Raw genomic sequence first — 21884 nt, forward strand, 5'->3', positions numbered from 1 at the left:
CCAGCCGTGAACGCACCGGAGTGAAGCGGCCCATGATCCTGTCCTTCCGCGCCCTGCGCGGCGCCGCGCTCGCGCTGGTCCTGGCACTGCCCGCCTGTGGCGACCTGCCGCAGCCCTTCCGTGGCAATCCGGGCGGCCAGGCCGGCGCCCTGGCCGCGCCGCCGGCCTATCGGCTGGCCGTGCCCGCGCCCTCGGCCGCGCTGCTGGACGGCGCGCAGGCGGTGGGCTTCGCCGAGGCGATGTCCGCCGCGTTGCTGACCGCGGAGGTGCCGGCCTCGGCGACCGAGCCGCTGCCGCTCGATTGGCGCCTGACCATCGAGGCCAGCCTGCAGGGCAACGCCGTGGTCCCGCGCTACGTCCTGACCGACCCGGATGGGCAGCAGCAGGGTGCGACGCTCGGGTCGCGCATCCCGGCGCGGGACTGGCAGGATGCCAACCCCGAAGTCATGCGCCGCGTCGCGCGCGAGGCCGCGCCACGCATCGCCGACCTGCTGCTGCGCGCCGAGGCGGCGCGCAAGGGCAACGATCCCGCCGCGCTCACGGCCAGCGGCCCGCCGCGCATCTATGTGCCGATGGTTCGCGGCGCACCGGGCGACGGCAACCTGGCGCTGACCGCGCGCATCCGCGACGCGCTGACGACCCAGGGCATGGTGGTGCAGGACACCGCGACCGGCGCGCGCTTCGCCGTGGTCGGCCGTGTCGAGGTGGTGAACCAGCCCGGCGGGCGGTCGCAGATCGTGGACCTGCGATGGACGGTGTCGCGCCAGGATGGCCACGACCTCGGCATGGTCGCGCAGCTCAACGAGATCCCGGCGGGCGTGCTCGACCGCTTCTGGGGCGATGTCGCCTTCGCCGCGGCCAATGAGGCCGCGGGCGGCGTCCGCGAGGTGGTGCGCCGCGCCGGCGGCTTCCCGCAGCCGCCGCCCGGCGCGGGCGGCGCGGAAGCGGCACCGCAGCCCGTGCAGGCGCTGGCCCTGCCCCGCGACCCGAACGCGCTGCCGCCGCCGCAGGTGAGCACGGCGAACTGACCGCCGCCCTCGCGCCCCGCGCCCCTTCCGCCTAGGGTCGGGCCGTCGAGCGGGGGGAGAGCGGCCATGCGTGTCCTGGTTCTCGGGGCGGGTGCCCTGGGTGGCTATTACGGCGGCCGCCTTGTCGAGGCCGGGACGGCGGAGGTTGCCTTCCTGGTCCGTCCCGCGCGACAGGCCGTGCTTGCCCGCGACGGCCTCGCCATCGACAGCCCCTTCGGCGCCTGGCGTGGTCCCGTCACCGCGCTGACGGCCGGACAGGTCGCACCCGGCTGGGACGTGATCCTGCTGTCCTGCAAGGCCTACGACCTGGACGACGCGATCGCCGCCATCCGTCCGGCGGTGGATGCGCGCACAGCGATCCTGCCCGTGCTGAACGGCCTGTCCCATGTCGATCGGCTGGCGGCGGCCTTCGGCGCGGAGCGCGTGCTTGGCGGCCTCGCGAAGATCCAGGCCACGCTCGCCGCTGATGGCACGGTGCGCCAGCTCAACGACTGGCGCTGGATCACCTTCGGCGAACGGGGTGGCGGGCTGTCCGATCGCGTGCGCGCCATCGAGGCCGCCTTCGCACCCACGCGCGGCGTCGTCGCGCAGGCGGTGCCCGACATCATGGCGCGGATGTGGGGGAAGCTGGTCCATCTCGGCACCAGCGCCATCGGCACGGTGCTGATGCGCGCCAATGTCGGCGAGATCGTGCGCGGCGGCGGCGGTCCCTTCCTGCACCGGCTGCTGGACCGCAACGCCGCGATCGCCGCCGCCCATGGCTTCCCGATGAGCGATGCCTTCGTCACCGAATACCGCGCACTGTTCGCCGATGCGGCCAGCGCCTACGGCACCTCCATGCTGCGCGACATCGAGGCCGGCGGGCGCATCGAGGCCGACCAGATCCTCGGCTTCCTGCTGGAGGCCGCACGGCGCGCCGGCGTGCCCGATGAGATCCACGAAGCCGCCCTGCTCCACGCCCACGCCTATGAACAGCGCCGCGCGGCGGGCCGAGTGCCCGGGTAGCGTGCGGCGGCAGGCATCAAATGCAACTCCAGCGCGCGCGAACACGCCGGAAACGAAACTCACCAGCCTGCATCACGAAATAATTGCACAGAACGCAAGACTCGGCACCCTCCGAAGGCTAATGTCCAAACCTCCGGTCGGGCATACCGCCATGGACACGCAAAACGCCGAGCCTCGCTTCGTAGACGATTATCTCCTCTCCCTCCTCGCGCGTGCATCGCATGTCGTCTCCGCGGAGTTCCATGACAGGCTGCGGGGACGTGGCGTCTCGGTCCCGGTCTGGCGCGTTCTGGCCACGCTCTCGGGTGGGCCGGAGACGGTGACGGTCCTCGCCGAGGCCTGCCTGCTGCAGCAGCCCACCATGACCAAGGTGCTCGACCGCATGGAGCGCAGCGGGCTGGTGAACCGCCAGCAGGATGCGCGCGACCGGCGCCTGGTGCGCGTGCACCTGGCCGCGAAGGGTGAAGCGATGCTGGGCGAGCTTCTCGCCGCCGCCCGCGCGCATGAGGCCGAGGTCGTCGCACGTCATCCCGATGCCGCCGCGATCAAGGACCTGTTGCGCTCGCTGATCGCCCGGCAGGGCCGCCGGCAGCGGCCACGGCCGTAGCGCCACCCACCCACCGCTTCCCCGCACGGATCGCGCGTTGACCGCATGGCCCTGCGCGGCCAGCCTGCGGCGCGACACGCGGGGGATTTGCCATGAAGGTCGGCGTCATTGGTCTGGGCAGCATGGGCATGGGCGCGGCACTGAGCCTGCTGCGCGCCGGCCATGACGTGACAGGCTGCGACATGCGCGAGGCCGCGCGGGCGGAATTCGCCGAGGCCGGCGGCGCCGTCGCTGCGAAGGCTTCGGAATTGCCCCAGGGGATCGAGGCGCTGGTCGTGCTCGTGGTCAATGCCGCGCAGACAGAAGCGGCGGTCTTCGGCGCGGATGGCGCGGTTCCGCGTTTGGCCCCCGGCGCGGTGATCGTCAGTTCCGCCACGATGGGGCCGGATGCGGCGCGCGCACTCGCGGAACAGGCGGCGGCACGGCAGTTCCTGTTCCTCGATGCGCCGGTCTCAGGCGGCGCGGTGAAGGCGCGGGCAGGCGAGATGACGGTGATGGCCGCGGGCAGCGGCGCGGCCTTCGGCGCGGCGGAACCGGTGCTCGGCGCGATCGCGACGAAGGTCTGGCGGCTCGGCGAGGAACCCGGCATCGGCGCGACGGTGAAGGTGGTGCACCAGTTGCTCGCCGGCGTGCACATCGCGGTGGCGGCAGAAGCACTCGCGCTCGGCATCCGCGCCGGCGCGGATCCACAGGCGCTCTACGACGTGGTGACAAGTGCCGCCGGCAATTCCTGGATGTTCGAGAACCGCATGGCGCGCGTGCTGACGGGCGACGACGCACCGCGATCCGCGGTGGACATCTTCGTCAAGGATCTCGGCCTGGTCACCGACATGGCGCGCGGGCTGAATTTCCCGGTGCCGCTGGCATCCCAGGCGCAGCAATTGTTCACCGCGGCGCGCGCGATGGGCCAGGGCGGCAAGGACGACGGCTTTGTCATCCGGGTGTGGCAGGCGATGACGGGCATCAAGCTGCCGGGCGATCCCGGCAGCTGATACCCACGCGGATCAGAACCCGCGGCCGAGCCACTCGCAGAAGCGTTCGATGTTCCCCGGCAGGTAGTCGGCGTAGTTGCCCCAGCGTTCGTAGCGCGGCAGCTTGATCTCGCGCATTGCCGTGTCGAAGCACTTGCCTTCGTTCTCGGCGGCGCGCACCGCCTCCATCACGTCGGTCATGTACTGCTTCAGGTTCCGCACATCGTCCTTGGTGCCGAGCCGCCCGCCAGCATAGGGATGGCCGGGCGCCATGCTGTCCCACTCCATGGCCAGCACGCGGTCGAGGCTGTCGAACCAGTCCGGCAGGAAGCTGTCGGGCATGTCGCGCCAGTTCAGCGTCTCGATCGGGATGAAATCGACGGTGAACAGGATGCGCTGGCGCGGCAGCAGCAGCACCAGCGAATTGTCGGAGTGATTGCGCCCGACATAGTGCAGCTCGACACGCATGCCGCCGAGTTCGATGACGCGGCCCTCATCGCCCACCACCTCGTCCACCGGCACGACATCGGGCATGCGCAGGCGGTCGAGATGCGCCTTGGCGTTGCGATGGGCGACGACCGTGGCACCCGCTTCCTTGAAGGGCGCGCCGCCGGCGATGTGGTCGTAGTGATGATGGCTGTAGACCAGGTAGCGGATCGGCGCCTGGCTGACCTTGCGGATCTCCTCGATATAGGTCCGCGCCGCCTGCGGCCGGCGATAGGAGATCGGGTCGGTGGCGATCACCCCCTCCGGCGTGGTGATGAAGATCGATTGGTGGCCGACATAGCGGAATAGATAGACGTTCTCTGCCAGTTGGCGCGTCGCGAAGGGCGCGGCCTGGGCATTCGCGGGTGAATCCGCGATCAGCGCGCCGGCGCCCGAACAGGCCGTGCAGGCTGCAAGGAAATTGAAGGATCGACGGTCCAACGGCATGGTGAACCTCCCTTGCGCGGGTCTGTGCCCGATCGCACTGGGGAGATTACCGGATCGCGGACCACCCACGACACTGGAAACCGCCGGGTCAGGCCGCCGGGCGCAGCAGCGCGGCGCGCCGCCGGATGTCCCGCCGCGCCATGGACCGCTTCGCCCAGATCCACAGGCCGCTGCCCATCAGCCCCGAGAGCGTGACCCCCGCGAGCGGCAGGGCGAAGGCCAGCGCCATCCAGCGATGAGGGCGCAGCAGCAGGGGCTTCGGCATGGCGTGCTCCGATGGCGCAAGCCCGTTCCAGGTGTCGTCCGCGTGGCGCGGTGTCAGGAAGTGTTGCAGCGCGTCACGACGCGTCGGGCGGCAGATGGAAGGCCAGCCAGATCGTGTCCACGGAGGGATCCGTCCAGGCGACGCGATGGCGGCAGCCGGCCGGCAGATGCACCCAGTCGCCGGGCGACAGCGCGTGCTCGCTGCCATCCGCGAAGCCAAGCCGCGCCTGCCCGGCCACCAGCAGGACGAATTCCGCCCAGCCCTGCTCGTACCACTCGCCGTCGCCGACGGCGCGGGAGGCGATGCGTTCCACCCGCGCCCCGCCCGCGCCGGCGAGTTCGGTGAAGGTCTCCATCCCCGGCGCGGCGGGCGAAGGCCCGTCGCGCAGGGTGCCGAAGCGTGGTGCGTTCACGCCCCGAGCGCGGCCTCCACCGCCGCCGCCACCGCGAAGAGCCGCGCATCGCCCATGTGCTCGCCGGTCAGCATCAGCCCGACCGGGGCCTCGCCTTCCACATGGCAGGGGATGCTGATCGAGCAGCGGTCGAGGAAATTGCCGACGCTGGTGTTGCGCAGCAGGGCCATGTTGATGCGGTTGTAGTCCTTCTCGTCATCGACCTCGGCGATGCGCGGCGGCACCAGCGGGCAGGTCGGGCAGATCACCGCGTCGAAGGGCGCGGTGCGCGGCGCGATGGCAGCGATGATCCGCATACGCGCCTGCACCAACTCCACATAATCGGCCGCGGACATGTGCTCGCCGCGCTGGATGCGCTTGAGGATGCGCGGATCGAAGGAAGCGGCCTTCTCGGCGATCAGCCCGTGGTGGAAGGCCCAGGATTCGCTTGCCGCGAAGCCGCCGGCGCCATTGGCGGCGGGGATCTGCTCGAGTTCCGGCAGGTCGAATTCGACGACATGCGCGCCGGCGGCGGAAAGCCGCGTCAGCGTGCGGCCGAACACCGCGGCGACAGTGCCATCCATGCCATCGGTCAGGAAGGTGCCCCGCGGCAGGCCGAGCCGAAGCCCCTTGATCGGCAGCGGCGCCGGCGCCACCGGATCCTCCGCACCCGCCATGATGGCATCGACCACGGCGCAATCCGCCACGCTGCGCGCAAGCGGCCCGGCGGAATCGAGCGAGCCCGCGAGCGGCAGCAGACCGGTCAGCGGCACGCGCTTCGCCGTCGGCTTCCAGCCCACCACGCCGCACAGCGCGGCCGGGATGCGGCAGGACCCGCCGGTGTCGGTGCCGAGGCCGGCGAAGCCCATCCCATCCGCCACCGCGACACCCGCGCCGGAGGACGACCCGCCCGGCAGCCGCCCGGTCGCCCGGTCCCAGGGGCTGCGCGGCGTGCCGAAATGCGGGTTCACGCCAAGGCCCGAAAAGGCGAATTCCACCATGTTCGTGCGGCCGAGGATGACGAAGCCGGCACGGACCAGGCGCTGCACCGAAGGCGCCGTTGCCTTGGCTGCCGGCGCGCCCTTCAGCGCGACGGAACCGGCCCGGGTCGTGACCCCGGCCTCGTCATACAGATCCTTGATGCTGATCGGGATGCCGGCGAAGGACGATGGCGCCCGCCCGGCGGCGCGCAGCGCATCCATTGCGGCGGCGGAAGCCCGCGCGCTGTCCGCATGCACGGTGATGAAGGCGCGCGCGCCCTCCCCTCCCGGCTCGGCGATGCGGGCGAGCGCGGCGTCGGTCAGCGCGGCGGCGGTGGTGCGTCCGGCCGCGAGGGCGGCGGCGGCGGCGGCGATGGTCTTCATTCTGGCGCTGCTCCTCAGTCTGCGCGCATTCTTCCGCCGCCCCGGAGGATCGACAAGGGTGCGTGCGACGGCGAGAATTTGGCGTGCGCCGCCCATGTTGGAGGCGTAACTTCTCGCCCACGCTCCGTGCGGGGATTGGGATGTCCCGCCGGTTGGGAGGCTCTCCGATGTTCGACCTCGACCGCTTCATCGCCGATTGCCGCGAGGCCATCGCGCAGGACAGCACCCACAAGTCGGTACGCGAGGTGGTGGCGCGCGCCGTCGCCGACCATGCGTCGGTGATCAAGGCGCTGGGCGAGCCGCAGCGCGCCGGGCTGAGCCCGATCTACCGGTCCCCGGACCTCACCATCCTGAACCTGGCCTGGGGGCCATACATGACGCTGCAGCCGCATGACCACCGCATGTGGGCGGTGATCGGCATCTATGGCGGGCGGGAGGACAACATCTTCTGGCGCCGCATTGCCGGCAGCGACGGCCACCATATCGAGGCGGCTGGGGCGAAGGCGCTCGGCACGGGCGATTGCACCGTGCTCGGCAAGGACATCATCCATTCGGTGACCAACCCGATCCCGCGCTTGACCGGGGCGATCCATGTCTATGGCGGGGACTTCTTCGCCGCGCATCGCAGCGAATGGGACCCGGAGACGCTGGACGAACGGCCCTATGATTCGGCGGCTGTCATCCAGCGGTTCGAGGATAGCAATGCGATGCTGGCGCGGCGGTGAAGGTGGGCGGAGAGGGGCGCCGCCCCTCTCCGGACCTCTCCCCGCCAAAGGGCAAGGGCCCTTTGGAATGCCGATTTCTGGCGCTGGGCACGACGTGCGGCGCGTGCTATGCGCGGAAGCGCATTTCCGAACCGTGATGTCCGACGCCGAGTGATGGCATTCCAAAGGGCACTGCCCTTTGGCGGGGTGGTCCGGAGGGGCGGCGCCCCTCCGGTTCCCCCTCAGTAGATATCCGGCTCCGGCGTTGCCTGCGTGCCTTCGAGGAACTTCATGTCGCATCCCTCATCCGCCTGGGTGACGCTGTCGAGATAGAGTGACGTCCAGCCGCGCCCGTAGCGCCGCGCGGGCGGCGTCCAGGCGGCACGGCGCTTCGCCATCTCCGCATCATCCACCAGCAGGTCGAGCCGGCGGTTCGCGACGTCCAGCCGGATCAGGTCACCATCCTTCACGAAGGCGAGCGGCCCGCCGACATGGCTTTCCGGTGCGACATGCAGCACGCAGGTGCCATAGGACGTGCCGGACATGCGTGCATCGGACAGTCGCACCATGTCGCGCACGCCCTGCTTCAGCAGCTTCTGTGGCAGCGGCAGCATGCCCCATTCCGGCATGCCCGGCCCGCCCTGCGGCCCGGCCTGCTTCAGCACCAGCACGGAATCCGCCGTGACATCCAGGTCGGGATCGTCGAGCCGCTTCTTCAGGTCCGCGTAGTTCTCGAACACCACGGCCGGGCCGGTGTGCTGCAGCAGGCGCTGCTCGGCCGCGCTGGTCTTGATGACCGCGCCGTTCGGCGCGAGCGAGCCCTTCAGCACGGCGAGCCCGCCTTCCTCCTGCAAGGGCTTGTCGAGCGGCAGGATGATGTTGTCGTCGAAGACCTCGGCATCCGCGATGTTCTCGCCCATGGTGTGGCCGGTGACGGTCTTCGCGGAAAGGTCGAGATAGTCGCGGATGCGGTTGAGGAAGGCGCGCGCCCCGCCGGCGTAGAAGAAATCCTCCATCAGGTATTCGCCCGCATTCGGGCGGAGGTTCGCGACCAGCGGCACGCGGCGCGACAGCGCGTCGAAGCGTTCGAGGTCGAGCATCACGCCCGCGCGCCGCGCCATGGCGATCAAATGCGGGATGGCGTTGGTCGAACCGCCGAAGGCCATCGCCGCGGTGACGGCGTTGTCCACGCTGCCTTCGGTGATTAGCGATTGCGGCGTCGCGTCCTCCCACACCATCTCGACGATGCGCTTGCCGGATTCCGTCGCCATCCGCGGATGCGCGGAATCGGCCGCGGGGATGGACGACGCACCAGGCAGCGTGAAGCCGAGCGCTTCCACCGCCAGCATCATCGTCGCCGCCGTGCCGGCAGTCATGCAGGTGCCGAAGGACCGCGCGATGCCGCCTTCCATGTCCTTCCACTGCGCCGGCGTGATGTTCCCCGCGCGCAATTCCGCATGGTACTTCCACACATCCGACCCGGACCCGAGTGTCTTGCCGCGCCAATTCCCGCGCAGCATCGGACCGGCCGGGACGAAGATGGACGGCAGGCCCGAACTGATCGCGCCCATCATCAGCCCCGGCGGCGTCTTGTCGCAACCGCCCAGAAGCACCAGCCCGTCGCAGGGGTGCGACCGCGCCAGCTCCTCCGTCTCCATCGCCAGCATGTTGCGATAGAGCATGGACGTCGGCTTCTGGTACTGCTCGGTCACCGGGTGCGCCGGCAGTTCCACCGGGAAGCCGCCGGCCTGCCAGACGCCGCGCTTCACTTCCTCCGCCCGCGTGCGGAAGTGGAAGTGGCAGGGGCTAAGCTCCGACCAGGTGTTGATGATGCCGATCACCGGCTTGCCGCGGAAATCATCCTCGGCATAGCCGGCCTGGAGCATGCGGGACCGGTGGCCGAAGGCCCGCAGGTCATCGACGCCGAACCAGCGATGGCTGCGCAGATCCTCGGGGCGCTTGCGTGGCATGGCGGCTCCTCCTCGTTCTTCCCGTCAAGGCTGCCAACTGCTATGGCAGTTGTCCATGGTCGCTGCAAAGACAGCCCGCGGGAGGATCGCACCACTGGCCGAGGAGGACACGCTCTCCCTTGGGGAGCGCGCCTATCGTCGCATTCGCGAATCGATCGTGCAGGGCCTGCTGCCCGCCGGGCACAAGGTTTCCGAACGCAGCCTGGCGACCGAACTCGGCATCTCCGCCCAACCGGTGCGCGAGGCGCTGCGCCGGCTCGAGCAGGATGGCATGGTCGTCACCCTGCCCCGTCGCGGCACCGTGGTGGCGGAAGTCGGCCCCGCGCAGCTCGGTGAACTCGGCCGCATCCGCGCAGCACTCGAAGGGGTCGCGACCGCGCTCGCGGCGGAGCGGATGGATGCGGCCGCGCTCTCGACGCTCGGTGCCATCCTCAGGCGCATGCAGGCCGGCACCGAGGCGCGCGACACCGATGCGCTCGATGAGGCGAATGAGGAATTCCACGCCCTGATCCACCGCGCGACGGGCAACCTGTTCCTGATCCGCTCGCTGGGGTCGCTCCGCGCCTACGACCATCTCGGCCGGCACCGCGCCGTGGGCAGCACGCCGCGGGACCTGCCCAAGGCGCTGACCGAGCACAAGGGTATCGTCACCGCGCTGCGCAAGCGCGATCCGGCGCTCGCCGAAGCGCGCATGCGCCATCATATCCTGCGGTCGCTCGTCACCAACGGCGTGCTGCCGCCCCCACCGAGAAAGGGCCGCGCACCATGACCTTGGAACAGGCCCTCAGCGGCATCTCCGGCATCCTCGTCACGCCCTTCGACAGCCATGACGCCCTCGCGCCCGGGCGGCTCGAGCCCATCGTCGCGCGCTGTGCCGCGGCGGGGGTCGATGCGCTGACGGTCAACGGCAACACCTCCGAATTCTATGGCCTGACCTTCGCCGAGGCCGAGCGCATGCAGGCCGAGGTGCCCGCCATCGTCGCCGGCCGGGCCAAGGTTGTCGCAGGCATCGGCCGCTCGGTGAACGAGGCGGTGCGCCTCGCCGCGCGCGCCAAGGCCGACGGCGCCGACGCGGTGATGGTCCACCAGCCGCCCGATCCTTTCGTCAGCCCGCGCGGCGTCGCCGAGTATGTGCGCCGCGTCGGCGATGCCGCCGGGCTGCCGGTGGTGCTGTATCTGCGCAATGCCGGCATCGGCGACGCCGCCATCGCCGCACTGACCGCCATTCCCGGCGTCGTCGCGGTGAAATGGGCGAGCGTGGACCTGATGGCGCTGGCCCGCGCCATCCGCGCCGCGCCGCAAATCCGCTTCGTCTGTGGCCTCGCCGAGCCCTGGGCGCCACCGATGACCGCGCTCGGCGCGCAGGGCTTCACCTCCGGACTGATCAACGTGGCGGCCGAGCGATCCGTGGCCATCCTGACCGCGCTGCGCGCCGGCGACATGCCGCGCGCCAATGCGCTGATCGCCGAGATCGGTCCCTTCGAGGCGCTGCGTTCGGAGGAACAGAACGGCGCCAACGTCTCGATCGTGAAGGCCGCGCTGGCGCTGGCAGGGATCGATGCCGGCCATGCCCGCCCGCCGGCTGCCTGGCCGGTCGCGCCGGACTCCCTCGCGCGGCTGCGCGACCTCATGGCCGGTTGGGGTGCCGCCGCACAGAGCCGTTGACGGCCGGCGGGCAGGCACTCCAATCTGCCATCTGCTATTGCAGCTAATCAATGGAGGGGCGGACCACCGCCCCCCAGCTGAGGAGACCTCCATGACCCCCAAGCCAACGCGGCCCCGCCGCGCCCTGTTTGCTGCCGTCGCGGCCGCCGCGCTCGGCGTGCTCGGCCTCGGCGCCGCGCCGGCCGCCGCACAGGAATGGCGCGGCTGGAACATCCATGCCGCGGATTATCCGAACGGCGTCGGCATGGATGCCTTCACCCGCATCGTCGCCGAGCGCACCAACAACCGCATCCGCATGCGCACCTTCCATTCGGCGCAGCTCGGCCAGCAGGATGAAGCGATCCAGCAGATGCGGCTGGGGACCATCGACTTCGCCAACTTCAACCTCTCGCCGTTCAACAACCTGGCGCCCACGACGAATGTCGTGACGCTGCCCTTCCTGTTCCGCGATGTCGGGCACATGCAGCGCGCCATCGACGGCCCGGCCGGCGAGGCGATCGCCCGCGACCTCGAGAACATCGGCATCATCGCGTTGGCCTGGTACGACGCGGGCGCGCGCAGCATCTACACGACGCGCCCGGTCCGTGCGCCCGCCGACCTGCGCGGCATGAAGATCCGCGTGCAGACCTCCGACCTGTGGATCGACCTGATGCGCGCGCTCGGTGCCAACCCGACGCCGCTTCCGTTCGGGGAGGTCTTCACCTCGCTGCAATCCGGCGTGATCGACGGGGCGGAGAACAACTGGCCGTCCTATGAATCGACCCGCCACTTCGAAGTGGCGCGCTTCTACAGCACGACCGAGCATTCCAACGTGCCCGAGGTGCTCGCCGTGTCCCGCCAGCGCTGGCAGCGGCTGTCCGAGGCCGATCGCGCCATCCTGCGCGACGCGGCGCGTGAATCGGCGGCGATCCAGCGCCGGTCCTGGGCCGAGCGTGAGCAGGTCAGCCGCCAGCGCGTCGTGGCCGCCGGCGTGACGGTGGTGGAGATCACCGACCGCGCGCCCTGGTCGGCGCTGATGGAACCCGTCTACGCGAAGTACGCCGCGGATGCGCGCCTCGCGGCGCTGGTCCGGCAGATCCGCGAACTGCAGTGAAGGCGTTCTCCCGCGCGCTCGACATCCTGTCGGCGCTGACGGTGGGGCTGGCGGGCACTGCGCTCGTCGGCCTCATCGCCATGATGGGCTGGCTCGTCTTCGGCCGCTACGTGCTGAACGACACGCCGACCTGGATCGAACGCGCGGCGACGCTCGCCATCCTCGCCATCGCCATGCCGGTCGCCGCGGTGGGGGTGCGCGAACGCTTCCACCTCTCGGTGCTCGGCCTGCGCGAAGCCCTGCCGATGGGAATGCAGCGCTGGATCGCGCTCGGCTGCGACGCGTTGATGGGGCTGTTCGGCCTCGGCATGGCGATCTGGTCGTGGGAACTCGTCGACATGGTCGCCCAGTTCAAGATCCCGCTGCTCGGCATCAGCCAGGGCTGGACCTATGTGCCCATGTCGGTCGGCGGGGCGCTGATGACGCTCTATGCCATCGAGCAGGTGCTGAAGGACTTCCTGTCCAAGGAAGGTCCCGAACAGCGCGGCGTGACCGCCGCCTTCCTGGAGTAGCCCGCGCGTGGAACCTGGCCTTCTTCTGATCTTCGCGGTCTTCGGGCTTGGTGTGATAGCCGGCGTGCCGGTGGCCTTCTGCCTCGGCATCGCCGCCGTCGCCGGCTTCATCTTCGAAGGGCTGAACCCCGCCGTCGCGTTCCAGCAGATGGCGAGCGGCATGAGCATCTTCGCCCTGCTCGCCATCCCCTTTTTCATCTTCGCCGGCGAGATCATGCTGCACGGCGGCATCGCGCGGCGGCTTGTCGCACTCGCTTCGGCCACGGTGGGCTGGATGCGCGGCGGGCTCGGCATGGTGGACGTGTCCACTTCCATGCTGTTCGGCGGCATCTCCGGCTCGGCGGTGGCGGATACCTCGGCGACCGGCGTCATCCTGATCCCGGCCATGAAGGCCAAGGGCTACGGGGTGGATTACGCGGTGTCGCTGACGGTGACCTCCTCGATCGCCGGCATCCTGATCCCGCCCAGCCACAACATGATCCTGTATTCGCTGGCGGCGGGCGGCGGCATCTCGGTCTCCGCGCTGTTCATCGCGGGCATCGTGCCGGGCATCCTGATGTGCCTGTTCCTTGCCATCGCCGCCTATGTCATGGCGGTGCGGCGCGGCTATCCGGCCGATGCGTGGAAGGGCTTCCGGCACCTCGCCTGCTCTTTCGTCGATGCGTTGCCCGGGTTGCTGACCGCTGTGATCATCCTCGGCGGCGTGCTGACCGGCATCTTCACCGTGACGGAAAGTGCCGCCTTCGGCGCGATCTGGGCGCTTCTGGTCACGCTTCTCGTCTATCGCGCGCTGTCGTGGGAGAACTTCCTGGTCGCCGTGCGTGCTTCCGTGCGCACCACGGCGGTGGTCTTCCTGCTGGTCGGCACGGCAACCGCCTTCGCCTGGCTGCTGGCGATGTACCGGCTGCCGGATATCCTGACCGAGGGGATGCTCGCCATCAGCGACAACCCCATCGTCATCCTGCTGCTGATCAATCTGTGCCTGCTGGTGCTCGGCTGCGTGATGGACATGGCAGCGCTGATCCTGATCACCACGCCGATCTTCCTCCCGGTGGTCATGGCGATCGGCATGGACCCGGTACAGTTCGGCATGGTGATGATGATGAATCTCGGCCTGGGGCTGACCACGCCGCCGGTCGGCGCCGTGTTGTTCGTCGGCTGCGCCATCGGGCAGATCCGCATCGAGCACATCATGAAGACCATCATCCCCTTCTGGGGTGCCATCCTGGTGGCGCTGGCATTGACCACCTACTGGCCAGCGATTTCACTGACCCTGCCGCGCCTGCTGCTCGGCTATGGAGCCTGACGCCATGACCGCACCTGCGAAGCCCGTCCTGCTGACGGGCGCTTCCGGCAATCTCGGGCGGCACCTCGCCAAGACCCTGGGGGACCAGGGCTGGCGGCTACGCCTGACCGACATCGCCCCCTTCCCGGACCCGCTGCCGGAAGGTGCGGCCTTCGTGAAGGCGGACGTCAACGATGGCGTGGCCCTGCTGCGCCAGGCCGAAGGCTGCGGCGCCATCCTGCATTTCGGCGGGGTGTCGGTGGAACGACCTTTCGAGGAAGTGCTCGGCCCCAATCTGCGCGGCCTGTACCACGTCTATGAGGCTGCGCGGCGCGAGGGTGCGCGCGTCATCTTCGCCAGTTCCAACCACTCGATCGGCTTCCATGAACGGCCAACCGGCAATGCGGAGCGGCTGGACTACGACTGCGCCTTCCGCCCCGACGGCTATTACGGCCTGTCCAAGGCCTATGGCGAACTCATGGGCCGGATGTACTGGGACAAGCACGGCGTCGAGAACGTCAACCTGCGCATCGGGTCCTGCTTCCCGAAGCCGGTGGACCGGCGGATGCTGTCCACCTGGCTGTCCTATGCCGACCTGACGCGGCTCGTGGAACGCTGCGTGCTGGCGGATCGCGCCGGGCATGCGGTGATCTGGGCGTGTTCGGACAACCCCGCATCCTACTGGGGCAAGGATCATCGCGGCCGCATCGGCTGGGCACCGCAGGATTCCGCCGAACCCTGGCGCGCCGAGGTGCAGCACATCACCGCCGACCCGGTGACCGAGCGCTACCAGGGCGGCGGCTTCACGGCGATGGAATATTCGCGCAAGGCGCCGTCACCGCGCGATCCCTTCAGCCTCGAGGATTGAGGTGGCAGCGCCGGGGACGACTGACCGGCTCGCTTCGCGACTGAAGCTCGGCATCCTGGTGCCGGCCTTCAACGCGACGGTGCAGCCGGAGATGGAATCGCTCCGCCCGCCCGGCGTGACCAATCACATCGCCCGCATCGACATGCCGGACCGCCAGTTGTCCGGCGACGACGACCAGGAGGCGGTGATCGACAGCATGGGTGCCGACCTGTTCGGCGCGCTGTCGCGGGTGATGAAGGTGCGGCCGGGCGCAGTGATCCTCGGCATCTCCGTCCCCTGCTTCTGGACTGGGATCGCCGGGGGCGAGGCGCTGCGCGGCCGGATCGAGGCCGCCTGCGGCGTGCCGGCGGCGACCGCTGACGCCGCCTGCCGCGATGCGCTGGCGCGGCTGCCGCCGGTGCGGCGGATCGGCGTGCTCACGCCCTTCCGCCCGATCGCCAATGACCGCATCGCTGCCTTCTTCCGCGAGGCCGGCTGCGAGCAGGTCTCGCTGCGCTCGACCGAGGCCGCCTCCAACCTCTCCATCGCCCATGCCGAAGCGGCGGCGATGATCGATCAGATGCGCAGCCTTGCCGAGGAAGGTTGCGAGGTGCTGCTGCAACTCGGCACCAATCTCCCCTTCCTCGACCTCACTCAGGAAGCACAGCGCTGGCTCGGGCGGCCCTGCTTCGCGATCAATGCGCTGCTCTACCGCCAAGCGCTGCGGCTGGCCGGCCTCAGCGATCCCGTGGCGGGTTGCGAGATGCTTGATTGATCACTGGCCGGACAGCCCCACCAGTGCCTGGCGCACCACCTGGCGGCAGCGGGCGATCACCATTTCCTTCCAGTCGTCGCGCGCCGGCAGGTAGGCGTCGAGCATCTGCGCCTTGATCCCGCGCGTCAGCGGCGCCGTCCAATCCGGCGTCCCTTGCGCATGCAGCCAATGATCGGCGCAGAGCGCACGCTGCATCACCTTCGGAATGCGTGTACCGAATTCGAGGTAGGTGAAGGTGACCCCCGAGCCCACCAGCCGCGTCCAGCCGAGATGCGCCATGCCGTATTGCGGCACGATGATCGACCCGCCGCGCAATGGTTCGGTCAGCGTCGGGCCGTACCAGGCACGCAGCCGCGCGGCGGCCTCCTCCTGCGGATCGGCGCCGGCGATCAGTTCGCCATAGCCATAGGGGCCGAGGCCGGTGTGGAAATCGACCACCGCCACGGCGCGACCGGGCAGGTTCCAGTCGGCGATGATCCGCTCGCTGGTCAGCCGCGCCCAGCTCGGCGCAACCCCGCCATAGAACAGCCCCCCGGCATGGGTGTACTGGCCACTGCCACGGGCGGTCAGATAGGCCGCCTCCCCGTGCTTCGCGCGATAGGCCGCCATGCGGTCCTCGGCGGCAACCAGCGCCGCCTCCGACAGGTCGGACGTGACGAAGGCATCGGCCAGTTCGCCATAGCCCGGGTTCTCCGGCAGCGGCGCAGTGAAGTCGACGAAGTTGCGGTTGAGATCCACACCTTCCTCGGTAGTCCGGCGCGCCCAGGCGAAGCCATGCGGATTGATGCCGTGCACCAGCAGGCAGGCGGTGCCGTCCGGCAGGCCCGCCGCGCCCGCCCGCTTCAGCCAGTCGATCTGCGGGCCCGATCCGGCGAAGCCCTCCACGCCATGCGATCCGCTGATCAGCACCAGCACCCGCGGCGCATCTGCCGGCCCGACCCAGGCAGTGTCGCAGGTCAGTACCTCCCCCAACGGTCCCTGGCGCGGATTGCGATAGGCGCGCAGCCGCGCGCCGGCCGCGGTCGCCGCCACGATGAAGCGTTCGCGCGCCGTCGCATAGTCGGTGCAGAAATCGCCGATCGCGGGGTCTGGCTGGATCATGCGGAATCCCCTTTGATTTCACGTAGCCGAGCGTTCGGCGGAGCGGAGCCACGCCCATGATCGATGTCTATGCCTCACCGACCGCGAACTGCCAAAGGGTCACCATCACCCTGGCCGTGCTCGGCCTGCCGCACAGGGTCATCGCCGTCGACCGGGCCGCGGGGGAACAACGCGGCGCGGCCTTCCTCGCCATCAACCCGGCCGCCGCGGTGCCGGTGATCGTCGATCGCGACCCGGCGCTGCCAGCGCCGGTCACGCTGGCGCAGTCCGGCGCCATCCTGGTCTACCTCGCCGAAAAGGCCGGTCGCCTGCTGCCGCGCGATGGCGCGCCGCGCGCGCTGGTGATGCAGTGGCTAATGCACGCGATGTCCGATGCGAACGCCGCCGCCTCCCTGGTCTTCATGGCACGCAACGGCCTGATCCCTGGCGCAGGGCCCGAGGTGCAAGGCTTCTTCGATGCTCGCCTCGCGCGCTTCCTCGGCGATGCCGATCGGGCGCTCGCCGCCGCGCCAAATCTTGCGGGCGAGTTCTCCATCGCCGATCTCGCGCTCTATCCGGTGGTGGCGCATCGCTGGCGGGATGCCGAGGTTCCGACGCGCCATCCCCACCTCGCCGCCTGGGCCGCGCGCATCGCCGCGCGGCCGGACGTCGCCGCGATCCTGACGCTGCCCGCATGAGGGTGCTTTCGCTGTGCGGGACCCTGTCCCTATGCTGCAATGACGACCGACCGGGGAGCCGACCATGACCCTCCTGCGCCGCAGCCTTCTCGCCACAGCCCTTGCCTTGCCGGGCCTTGCCCGGGCACAGGGGCGCTGGTCACCGGAGCGTCCGGTCACCTTCCTCGCCCCCTTCGCCGCCGGCGGCGCCTTCGACGTCACGCAGCGGGCACTGGCGCGTGGCGTGGAACCGGCGATCGGCCAGCCTATCGCCATCGTGAACCGCCTCGGCGCGGCGGGCACGATCATGCTGACGGAACTCAACCGCGCGCGGCCGGACGGGCATACGCTCGGGCTGCTGTCGGTCAACACCAACGCCGTCGCGCCGCAACTGGTGTCGCTGCCCTACAACCCAGTCACCGATTTCACGCCGCTGATGGTCTACGGGATCTTCCTCGGCTTCATCGCGGTGGCGCAGAACTCGCCCTTCGGGTCGCTGCGCGACATGGTGCAGTTCGCCCGGCGTGAGCCCGGCAAGCTCACCATCGGCGTCGCCGGGATCGGGGCCAACAGCCATCTCAACATGGCGCGCCTCGCGGCCGAGGAAGGGATCGAGGTCACTTTCGTCCCCTTCTCCGGTGGATCGCCGGCGACGACGGCGCTACTCGGCGGCCATGTCATGTGCGCGGTGGTGGCCGGCGAAGTGCTGCCGGCGGTGCGCGACGGCACGCTGCGCCTGATCGCACTGCTCAACACCGCCAAGAGTGAGGAGTTCCCTAACGTCCCGAACCTGCCCGAGCTCGGTTATTCCTGGGGCATCCGGCCGTGGCTCGGCATGGGCGGACCGCCAGGGCTGCCCGATGCGATCGCCGCGCGCTGGACCGATGCGCTGATCGAAGGCACGAGTTCGCCGGGCTTCCTTGCCGCCATGCGCAGCGTCGCCATCGTGCCGACCAACATGCGGCAGGCCGAGATGCGCACCCTGATGGCCGAGAGCTACGCCGAGCATGAACGCATCGCGCGGGCGATCCGCATCGGGCGCTTCTCGGGCGGCTGACGCACGTAATGACCGTGCGCCTGCACGCCGGCGACTGGGTGGCCGACCTGGCCCCCGAGAATGGCGGTGGCATGACCGCGCTACGCTTCGGCGACCGTGACATCCTGGTGCCGACGCCACAGGGCAGCCGCCTCGGCGGCCCGTTCGGTGCCTTCTGGATGATCCCTTGGGCGAACCGGCTCGATGGCGGGCGGCTCGGCCCGCATCGCCTGCCGATCAACCGGCCGGCCGAGGATACGGCCATCCATGGCCTGTCCCGCGACCGCCCCTGGCAGGTCGAGACCGCCGCGCCGGACCGCGTCGTGCTGGTGCAGGCCGTCGTTGCCGCGCCCTATCGCTACGATGCGCGGCTGGCGACGGCGCTGTCGGCCGCCGGGCTGTCGTTGGAGTTGACGGTGACCAACACGGGCACCACCCCGATGCCCTTCGGCGCCGGCTGGCATCCCTGGTTCGTGCGCCCACCCGGCACGCGGCTCGCCTTCCGCGCCACCCATCGCTGCGTCCACGATGCGCGCGGCCTGCCCATCGCCGCCGAACCCGCCACCGGGCTGGATGGCGGGGAAGACGCCTTCCTCGGCCTCGACACGCATTTCCCGGGCTGGGACGGCGCGGTCACCATCGCCTGGCCGGGGCTGGCGTTGCGCATGGCCGCGACCGGGGCGCTCGCCATCAACCTGCAGGTCTATGCGCCACGGGACCGGGCGGTGCTTTGCGTCGAGCCCTCCTCCCACGTGACCGATGCGCTGAACCGGCCGGAACTGGCGCGGCTCGGGCCGATGCAGGACCTCGCGCCGGGCGGAATCCTGGCCGGGCGCATCACCCTGGCCGCGGAGAGTTCACACCGGCCCTGAGGCGCGGCATAGGATGGCGCATGGGAACGCAGCGCACCGTGCTCATCCTCGGCGCCGGCATCATGGGGCTTTCCGCCGCCTGGGCGCTGGCGCGGCGAGGCCTCGCCGTCCGCGTGATCGAACAGGACGTGGTGCCGAACCCGCGCGGCGCCTCGGTGGACCATCACCGGCTGATCCGCCACGCGTACGGATCCCAGGCCGGCTACATGCGCATGGTCGATCCGGCCTATGCCGCCTGGGACATGGTCTGGCGCGACCTGGGCGAGGTGCTGCACATCCCGACCGGGGTACTGGCGATCGCGGGCAGCGACGGGGGCTGGCTGGGCGAAAGCCGCGCGGCGCTCGCCGCCGATAGCCTCGCCTTCACCGACCTGACGGGCGCCGAGGTCGCCGCCCGCTTCCCGATCTTCACGCAGTCCCGCATCGGCGCCGCGTTCCACATGAAACCCGGCGGCGTGCTGCTCGCCGGACGCATCATCGCCGGGCTGGCACGCGCCTGCGCGGCGAGGGGCGTGGTGATCGAGCGCGCCCGCGCCGCCTCGGTCGATCCGGCGCGCGCCGCGCTGCGCCTGGACGACGGGTCCGAACGCAGCGCCGACATGCTGGTGGTCGCGGCCGGCCCCTGGGCGCCGCGGCTCCTGCCGGCCGCGCTGGCGCCGCGCGTCGTCGCCTCGCGCCAGGTCGTCGTGCTGTTGGAACCGCCGGCGCAGCACCGCGACGCCTGGGCGCGCGCGCCGATGCTACTCGACCTCGCCGAGGATGGCGGCTTCTACGCCGTGCCGCCGGTCGCGGGCACGCCGCTCAAGATCGGCGATCATCGCTTCTCCCGCAGCGGCGATGCCGAGGCTGACAGCCGCGAGGCGACCACGGCCGAGGCCGAGGAGATCCTCGCCTATGCGCGCCCGCGCCTGCTTGGCGCAGCGGGCTATCGCATCCTCGGCGCGCGCGCCTGCTACTACGATGTCGAGGATGCCGAGCGCTTCGTCGTCGAGGCGTTGACGCCGCGCAGCGTGGTGATGTCCGGCTTCTCCGGCCATGGCTTCAAGTTCGGCCCGGTGCTGGGGCTTGCCCTGGCGGCCGCGCTCTGCGACCCGGCGCTCCTGCCGGCCCTCACCCCCTGGGCCGCCGGGGTGGCCGCGCCCGCGCCCGGCTTGCTCCCTGCCCTGGAAGGCGTTTCCGCATGACCTCCACCGCCGCCAATGACCTGATCTTCGGCCTGACCCGCGTGGTCGGCCTGCCCGCGCTGACCGAAAAGGCCGGCACGCCGCTGGCCGCCGAGGATATCGCGCAGATCGTCACCGAGGCCGACCGCTTCTGCGCGGAGGTCCTGCTGCCCAACGCCGCGGCCGCAGACCGGCACGGCGCGGTCTATGCCAATGGCGTCGTCACCACGCCGCCCTCCTATCCCGCATCCTATGCACAATGGGTGGAAGGCGGCTGGCAGTCGCTCTCGGCACCTGAGGCGCATGGCGGGCAGGGGTTGCCGGCCTCGCTGTGGATCGCGATGACCGAGCTCGGCATGGCGGCGGACACCTCCTTCATGCTCGGCCCGTTGCTGACGGCGGGTGCGATCGACTGCCTTGTGCATTACGCGACGCCCGACCAGGCGGCGCGCTGGCTGCCGCGGATGGTCAGCGGCGAATGGACCGGCGCGATGTGCCTGACCGAGCCGGGCGCGGGCAGCGACCTCGGCGTGCTGAAGACGCGCGCGGAACCGCTCGGCGACGGCAAATATGCGCTGCACGGCCAGAAGATCTTCATCACCTGGGGCGAGCACGACTGCACCGACAACATCGTCTACCTGGTGCTCGCGCGACTGCCCGACGCGCCGCCGGGGTCGCGGGGCATCAGCCTGTTCGTCGCGACCAAGCTGAAGGAGGACGGGACGCGCAACGATCTCCGTTGCGGCGGCATCGAGCGCAAGATGGGCATCCATGCCAGCCCCACCTGCGTCATGCTGTTCGAAGGCGCGGAGGCCGAGCTGGTCGGCGAGCCGCATCGCGGCCTGCAGGCGATGTTCGCGATGATGAACAATGCGCGGCTCGGCGTCGGCACGCAGGGGGTCGCGCATGGCGCCGCGGCGCTACGGCTGGCGGAATCCTACGCCGATCTGCGCGTGCAGGGCGGGCGGCCGATTGCGCAGCATGCCGATGTGCAGCGCATGTTGATGGAGATGCGCGCGATCACCCTGGCCGGGCGGCTGCTGGCACTGGAGACGGCGCTGTGCGTCGATCGCCACAGGCTGCTGGGTGATGAACACGCGCAGACGCGTTTGGCGCTGCTGACGCCGATCCTGAAATCCTGGTGCACCGATCGTGGTGTCGAGACCGCGTCCACCGGCATCCAGGTGCATGGCGGCATGGGCTTCGTCGAGGACACCGGCGCGGCGCAGATGCTGCGCGATGCCCGGATCGCGCCGATCTACGAAGGCACCAACGGCATCCAGGCGATCGACCTGCTGGTGCGCAAGGTGGCGAAGGATGAAGGGGCGGAGATGCGCGCCCTGCTGGATGAGGTGAGGCGCATCCCCGATGCCCGCCTGCGCGCCGCGGCGGACCGGCTGGAGGCGGCGACGGCGCTGGTGCTCGACGCCCAGGGCCGCGATGCCGATGCCGCACAGTCGGTCGCCGTTGCCTATCTGGAGGCGGCCGGCTGGCTGCTCGGCGGCTGGATGCTGGCGCGCGCCGCGACGGAGGATGAAGCGGCCTATGGCGCGCTCGCCGACTTCTACCTGCGCCGCCTGCTGCCCCGCACTGCCGGGCGCATCGCTGAGATCGAGGGAGCCCTGGCCACCTGACGCGCGC

The 21884-nt window shown here is 70.4% G+C and carries 23 protein-coding genes; 17 read left to right on the forward strand and 6 right to left on the reverse strand.

From position 1 onward, the window contains the following. The first annotated feature begins 32 nt into the window (after positions 1-32). From AC2YHJ_RS19875 to ltnD, 4 genes are all read left to right on the forward strand, one after another. Positions 33-1028: a hypothetical protein gene (locus AC2YHJ_RS19875; RefSeq protein WP_487397865.1), complete on the forward strand. Its 996-nt coding sequence runs from the start codon at positions 33-35 to the stop codon at positions 1026-1028. Positions 1029-1094: 66 nt separating this feature from the next. Continuing rightward, positions 1095-2033 (forward strand): 2-dehydropantoate 2-reductase, encoded by a 939-nt coding sequence (locus AC2YHJ_RS19880; protein WP_487397867.1) that lies wholly within the window; start codon positions 1095-1097, stop codon positions 2031-2033. A gap of 151 nt (positions 2034-2184) precedes the next feature. Continuing rightward, a complete protein-coding gene (locus AC2YHJ_RS19885) occupies positions 2185-2640 on the forward strand; it encodes a MarR family winged helix-turn-helix transcriptional regulator (RefSeq protein WP_487397868.1) in 456 nt (151 codons plus the stop codon). Between the two features lie 92 nt (positions 2641-2732). Next, positions 2733-3632, forward strand: coding sequence for an L-threonate dehydrogenase (gene ltnD / locus AC2YHJ_RS19890; RefSeq protein WP_487397869.1), 900 nt, complete (start codon positions 2733-2735; stop codon positions 3630-3632). A gap of 12 nt (positions 3633-3644) precedes the next feature. Here ltnD and AC2YHJ_RS19895 read toward each other — a convergent pair whose 3' ends face one another. The 4 genes from AC2YHJ_RS19895 to AC2YHJ_RS19910 form a co-directional block, all read right to left on the reverse strand. After that, positions 3645-4544: an MBL fold metallo-hydrolase gene (locus AC2YHJ_RS19895; RefSeq protein WP_487397870.1), complete on the reverse strand. Its 900-nt coding sequence runs from the start codon at positions 4542-4544 to the stop codon at positions 3645-3647. An 88-nt stretch (positions 4545-4632) separates the two neighbouring features. Then, positions 4633-4809: a hypothetical protein gene (locus AC2YHJ_RS19900; protein ID WP_487397871.1), complete on the reverse strand. Its 177-nt coding sequence runs from the start codon at positions 4807-4809 to the stop codon at positions 4633-4635. A gap of 73 nt (positions 4810-4882) precedes the next feature. After that, the gene (locus AC2YHJ_RS19905) at positions 4883-5221 is read right to left on the reverse strand and encodes a cupin domain-containing protein (protein ID WP_487397873.1); all 339 of its coding nucleotides are present in this window, start codon (positions 5219-5221) and stop codon (positions 4883-4885) included. Next, complete coding sequence (locus AC2YHJ_RS19910; protein ID WP_487397874.1) at positions 5218-6564, reverse strand: amidase; 1347 nt, start codon at positions 6562-6564, stop codon at positions 5218-5220. Before AC2YHJ_RS19910 ends, AC2YHJ_RS19905 begins: the two co-directional genes overlap by 4 nt. 167 nt (positions 6565-6731) lie before the next feature. Between AC2YHJ_RS19910 and AC2YHJ_RS19915 the strand changes: the two genes are divergently transcribed. Beyond that, positions 6732-7289, forward strand: coding sequence for a cysteine dioxygenase family protein (locus AC2YHJ_RS19915; RefSeq protein ID WP_487397875.1), 558 nt, complete (start codon positions 6732-6734; stop codon positions 7287-7289). Positions 7290-7510: 221 nt separating this feature from the next. On the opposite strand, the gene araD is transcribed toward AC2YHJ_RS19915, so the two are convergent. Continuing rightward, positions 7511-9238, reverse strand: coding sequence for an L-arabinonate dehydratase (araD, locus tag AC2YHJ_RS19920; RefSeq protein WP_487397876.1), 1728 nt, complete (start codon positions 9236-9238; stop codon positions 7511-7513). 55 nt (positions 9239-9293) lie between these two features. Here araD and AC2YHJ_RS19925 point away from each other — a divergent pair, with 55 nt between their 5' ends. From AC2YHJ_RS19925 to AC2YHJ_RS19955, 7 genes are all read left to right on the forward strand, one after another. Further along, the gene (locus AC2YHJ_RS19925) at positions 9294-10007 is read left to right on the forward strand and encodes a GntR family transcriptional regulator (protein WP_487397878.1); all 714 of its coding nucleotides are present in this window, start codon (positions 9294-9296) and stop codon (positions 10005-10007) included. Then, the gene (locus AC2YHJ_RS19930) at positions 10004-10903 is read left to right on the forward strand and encodes a dihydrodipicolinate synthase family protein (RefSeq protein WP_487397879.1); all 900 of its coding nucleotides are present in this window, start codon (positions 10004-10006) and stop codon (positions 10901-10903) included. Before AC2YHJ_RS19925 ends, AC2YHJ_RS19930 begins: the two co-directional genes overlap by 4 nt. Positions 10904-10994: 91 nt before the next feature. Continuing rightward, a complete protein-coding gene (locus AC2YHJ_RS19935; RefSeq protein WP_487397881.1) occupies positions 10995-11996 on the forward strand; it encodes a TRAP transporter substrate-binding protein in 1002 nt (333 codons plus the stop codon). After that, positions 11993-12508: a TRAP transporter small permease gene (locus AC2YHJ_RS19940; protein ID WP_487397882.1), complete on the forward strand. Its 516-nt coding sequence runs from the start codon at positions 11993-11995 to the stop codon at positions 12506-12508. The genes AC2YHJ_RS19935 and AC2YHJ_RS19940 overlap by 4 nt, the downstream gene beginning before the upstream one ends. 7 nt (positions 12509-12515) lie before the next feature. Further along, the gene (locus AC2YHJ_RS19945; RefSeq protein ID WP_487397883.1) at positions 12516-13814 is read left to right on the forward strand and encodes a TRAP transporter large permease; all 1299 of its coding nucleotides are present in this window, start codon (positions 12516-12518) and stop codon (positions 13812-13814) included. Between the two features lie 4 nt (positions 13815-13818). Then, positions 13819-14661, forward strand: a complete 843-nt coding sequence (locus tag AC2YHJ_RS19950) for an NAD-dependent epimerase/dehydratase family protein (protein WP_487397884.1) — start codon at positions 13819-13821, stop codon at positions 14659-14661. Position 14662: 1 nt separating this feature from the next. Then, entirely contained in the window at positions 14663-15415 is a 753-nt protein-coding gene (locus tag AC2YHJ_RS19955) for a maleate cis-trans isomerase family protein (protein WP_487397885.1), read from the forward strand. Here AC2YHJ_RS19955 and AC2YHJ_RS19960 read toward each other — a convergent pair whose 3' ends face one another. Continuing rightward, positions 15416-16516, reverse strand: a complete 1101-nt coding sequence (locus tag AC2YHJ_RS19960; protein ID WP_487397886.1) for a M14 family metallopeptidase — start codon at positions 16514-16516, stop codon at positions 15416-15418. Between the two features lie 56 nt (positions 16517-16572). On the opposite strand from AC2YHJ_RS19960, the gene AC2YHJ_RS19965 reads away from it, so the two are divergent. From AC2YHJ_RS19965 to AC2YHJ_RS19985, 5 genes are all read left to right on the forward strand, one after another. Beyond that, a complete protein-coding gene (locus AC2YHJ_RS19965) occupies positions 16573-17193 on the forward strand; it encodes a glutathione S-transferase family protein (RefSeq protein ID WP_487397887.1) in 621 nt (206 codons plus the stop codon). A 64-nt stretch (positions 17194-17257) separates the two neighbouring features. Beyond that, positions 17258-18229, forward strand: coding sequence for a Bug family tripartite tricarboxylate transporter substrate binding protein (locus tag AC2YHJ_RS19970; protein WP_487397889.1), 972 nt, complete (start codon positions 17258-17260; stop codon positions 18227-18229). 8 nt (positions 18230-18237) lie between these two features. Further along, the gene (locus AC2YHJ_RS19975) at positions 18238-19080 is read left to right on the forward strand and encodes an aldose epimerase family protein (RefSeq protein WP_487397890.1); all 843 of its coding nucleotides are present in this window, start codon (positions 18238-18240) and stop codon (positions 19078-19080) included. A gap of 20 nt (positions 19081-19100) precedes the next feature. After that, complete coding sequence (locus AC2YHJ_RS19980; protein WP_487397891.1) at positions 19101-20264, forward strand: FAD-dependent oxidoreductase; 1164 nt, start codon at positions 19101-19103, stop codon at positions 20262-20264. After that, the gene (locus AC2YHJ_RS19985; protein WP_487397892.1) at positions 20261-21877 is read left to right on the forward strand and encodes an acyl-CoA dehydrogenase family protein; all 1617 of its coding nucleotides are present in this window, start codon (positions 20261-20263) and stop codon (positions 21875-21877) included. Before AC2YHJ_RS19980 ends, AC2YHJ_RS19985 begins: the two co-directional genes overlap by 4 nt. Positions 21878-21884 lie beyond the last annotated feature (7 nt).

Source organism: Roseomonas sp. SRI_022, assembly GCF_057586215.1.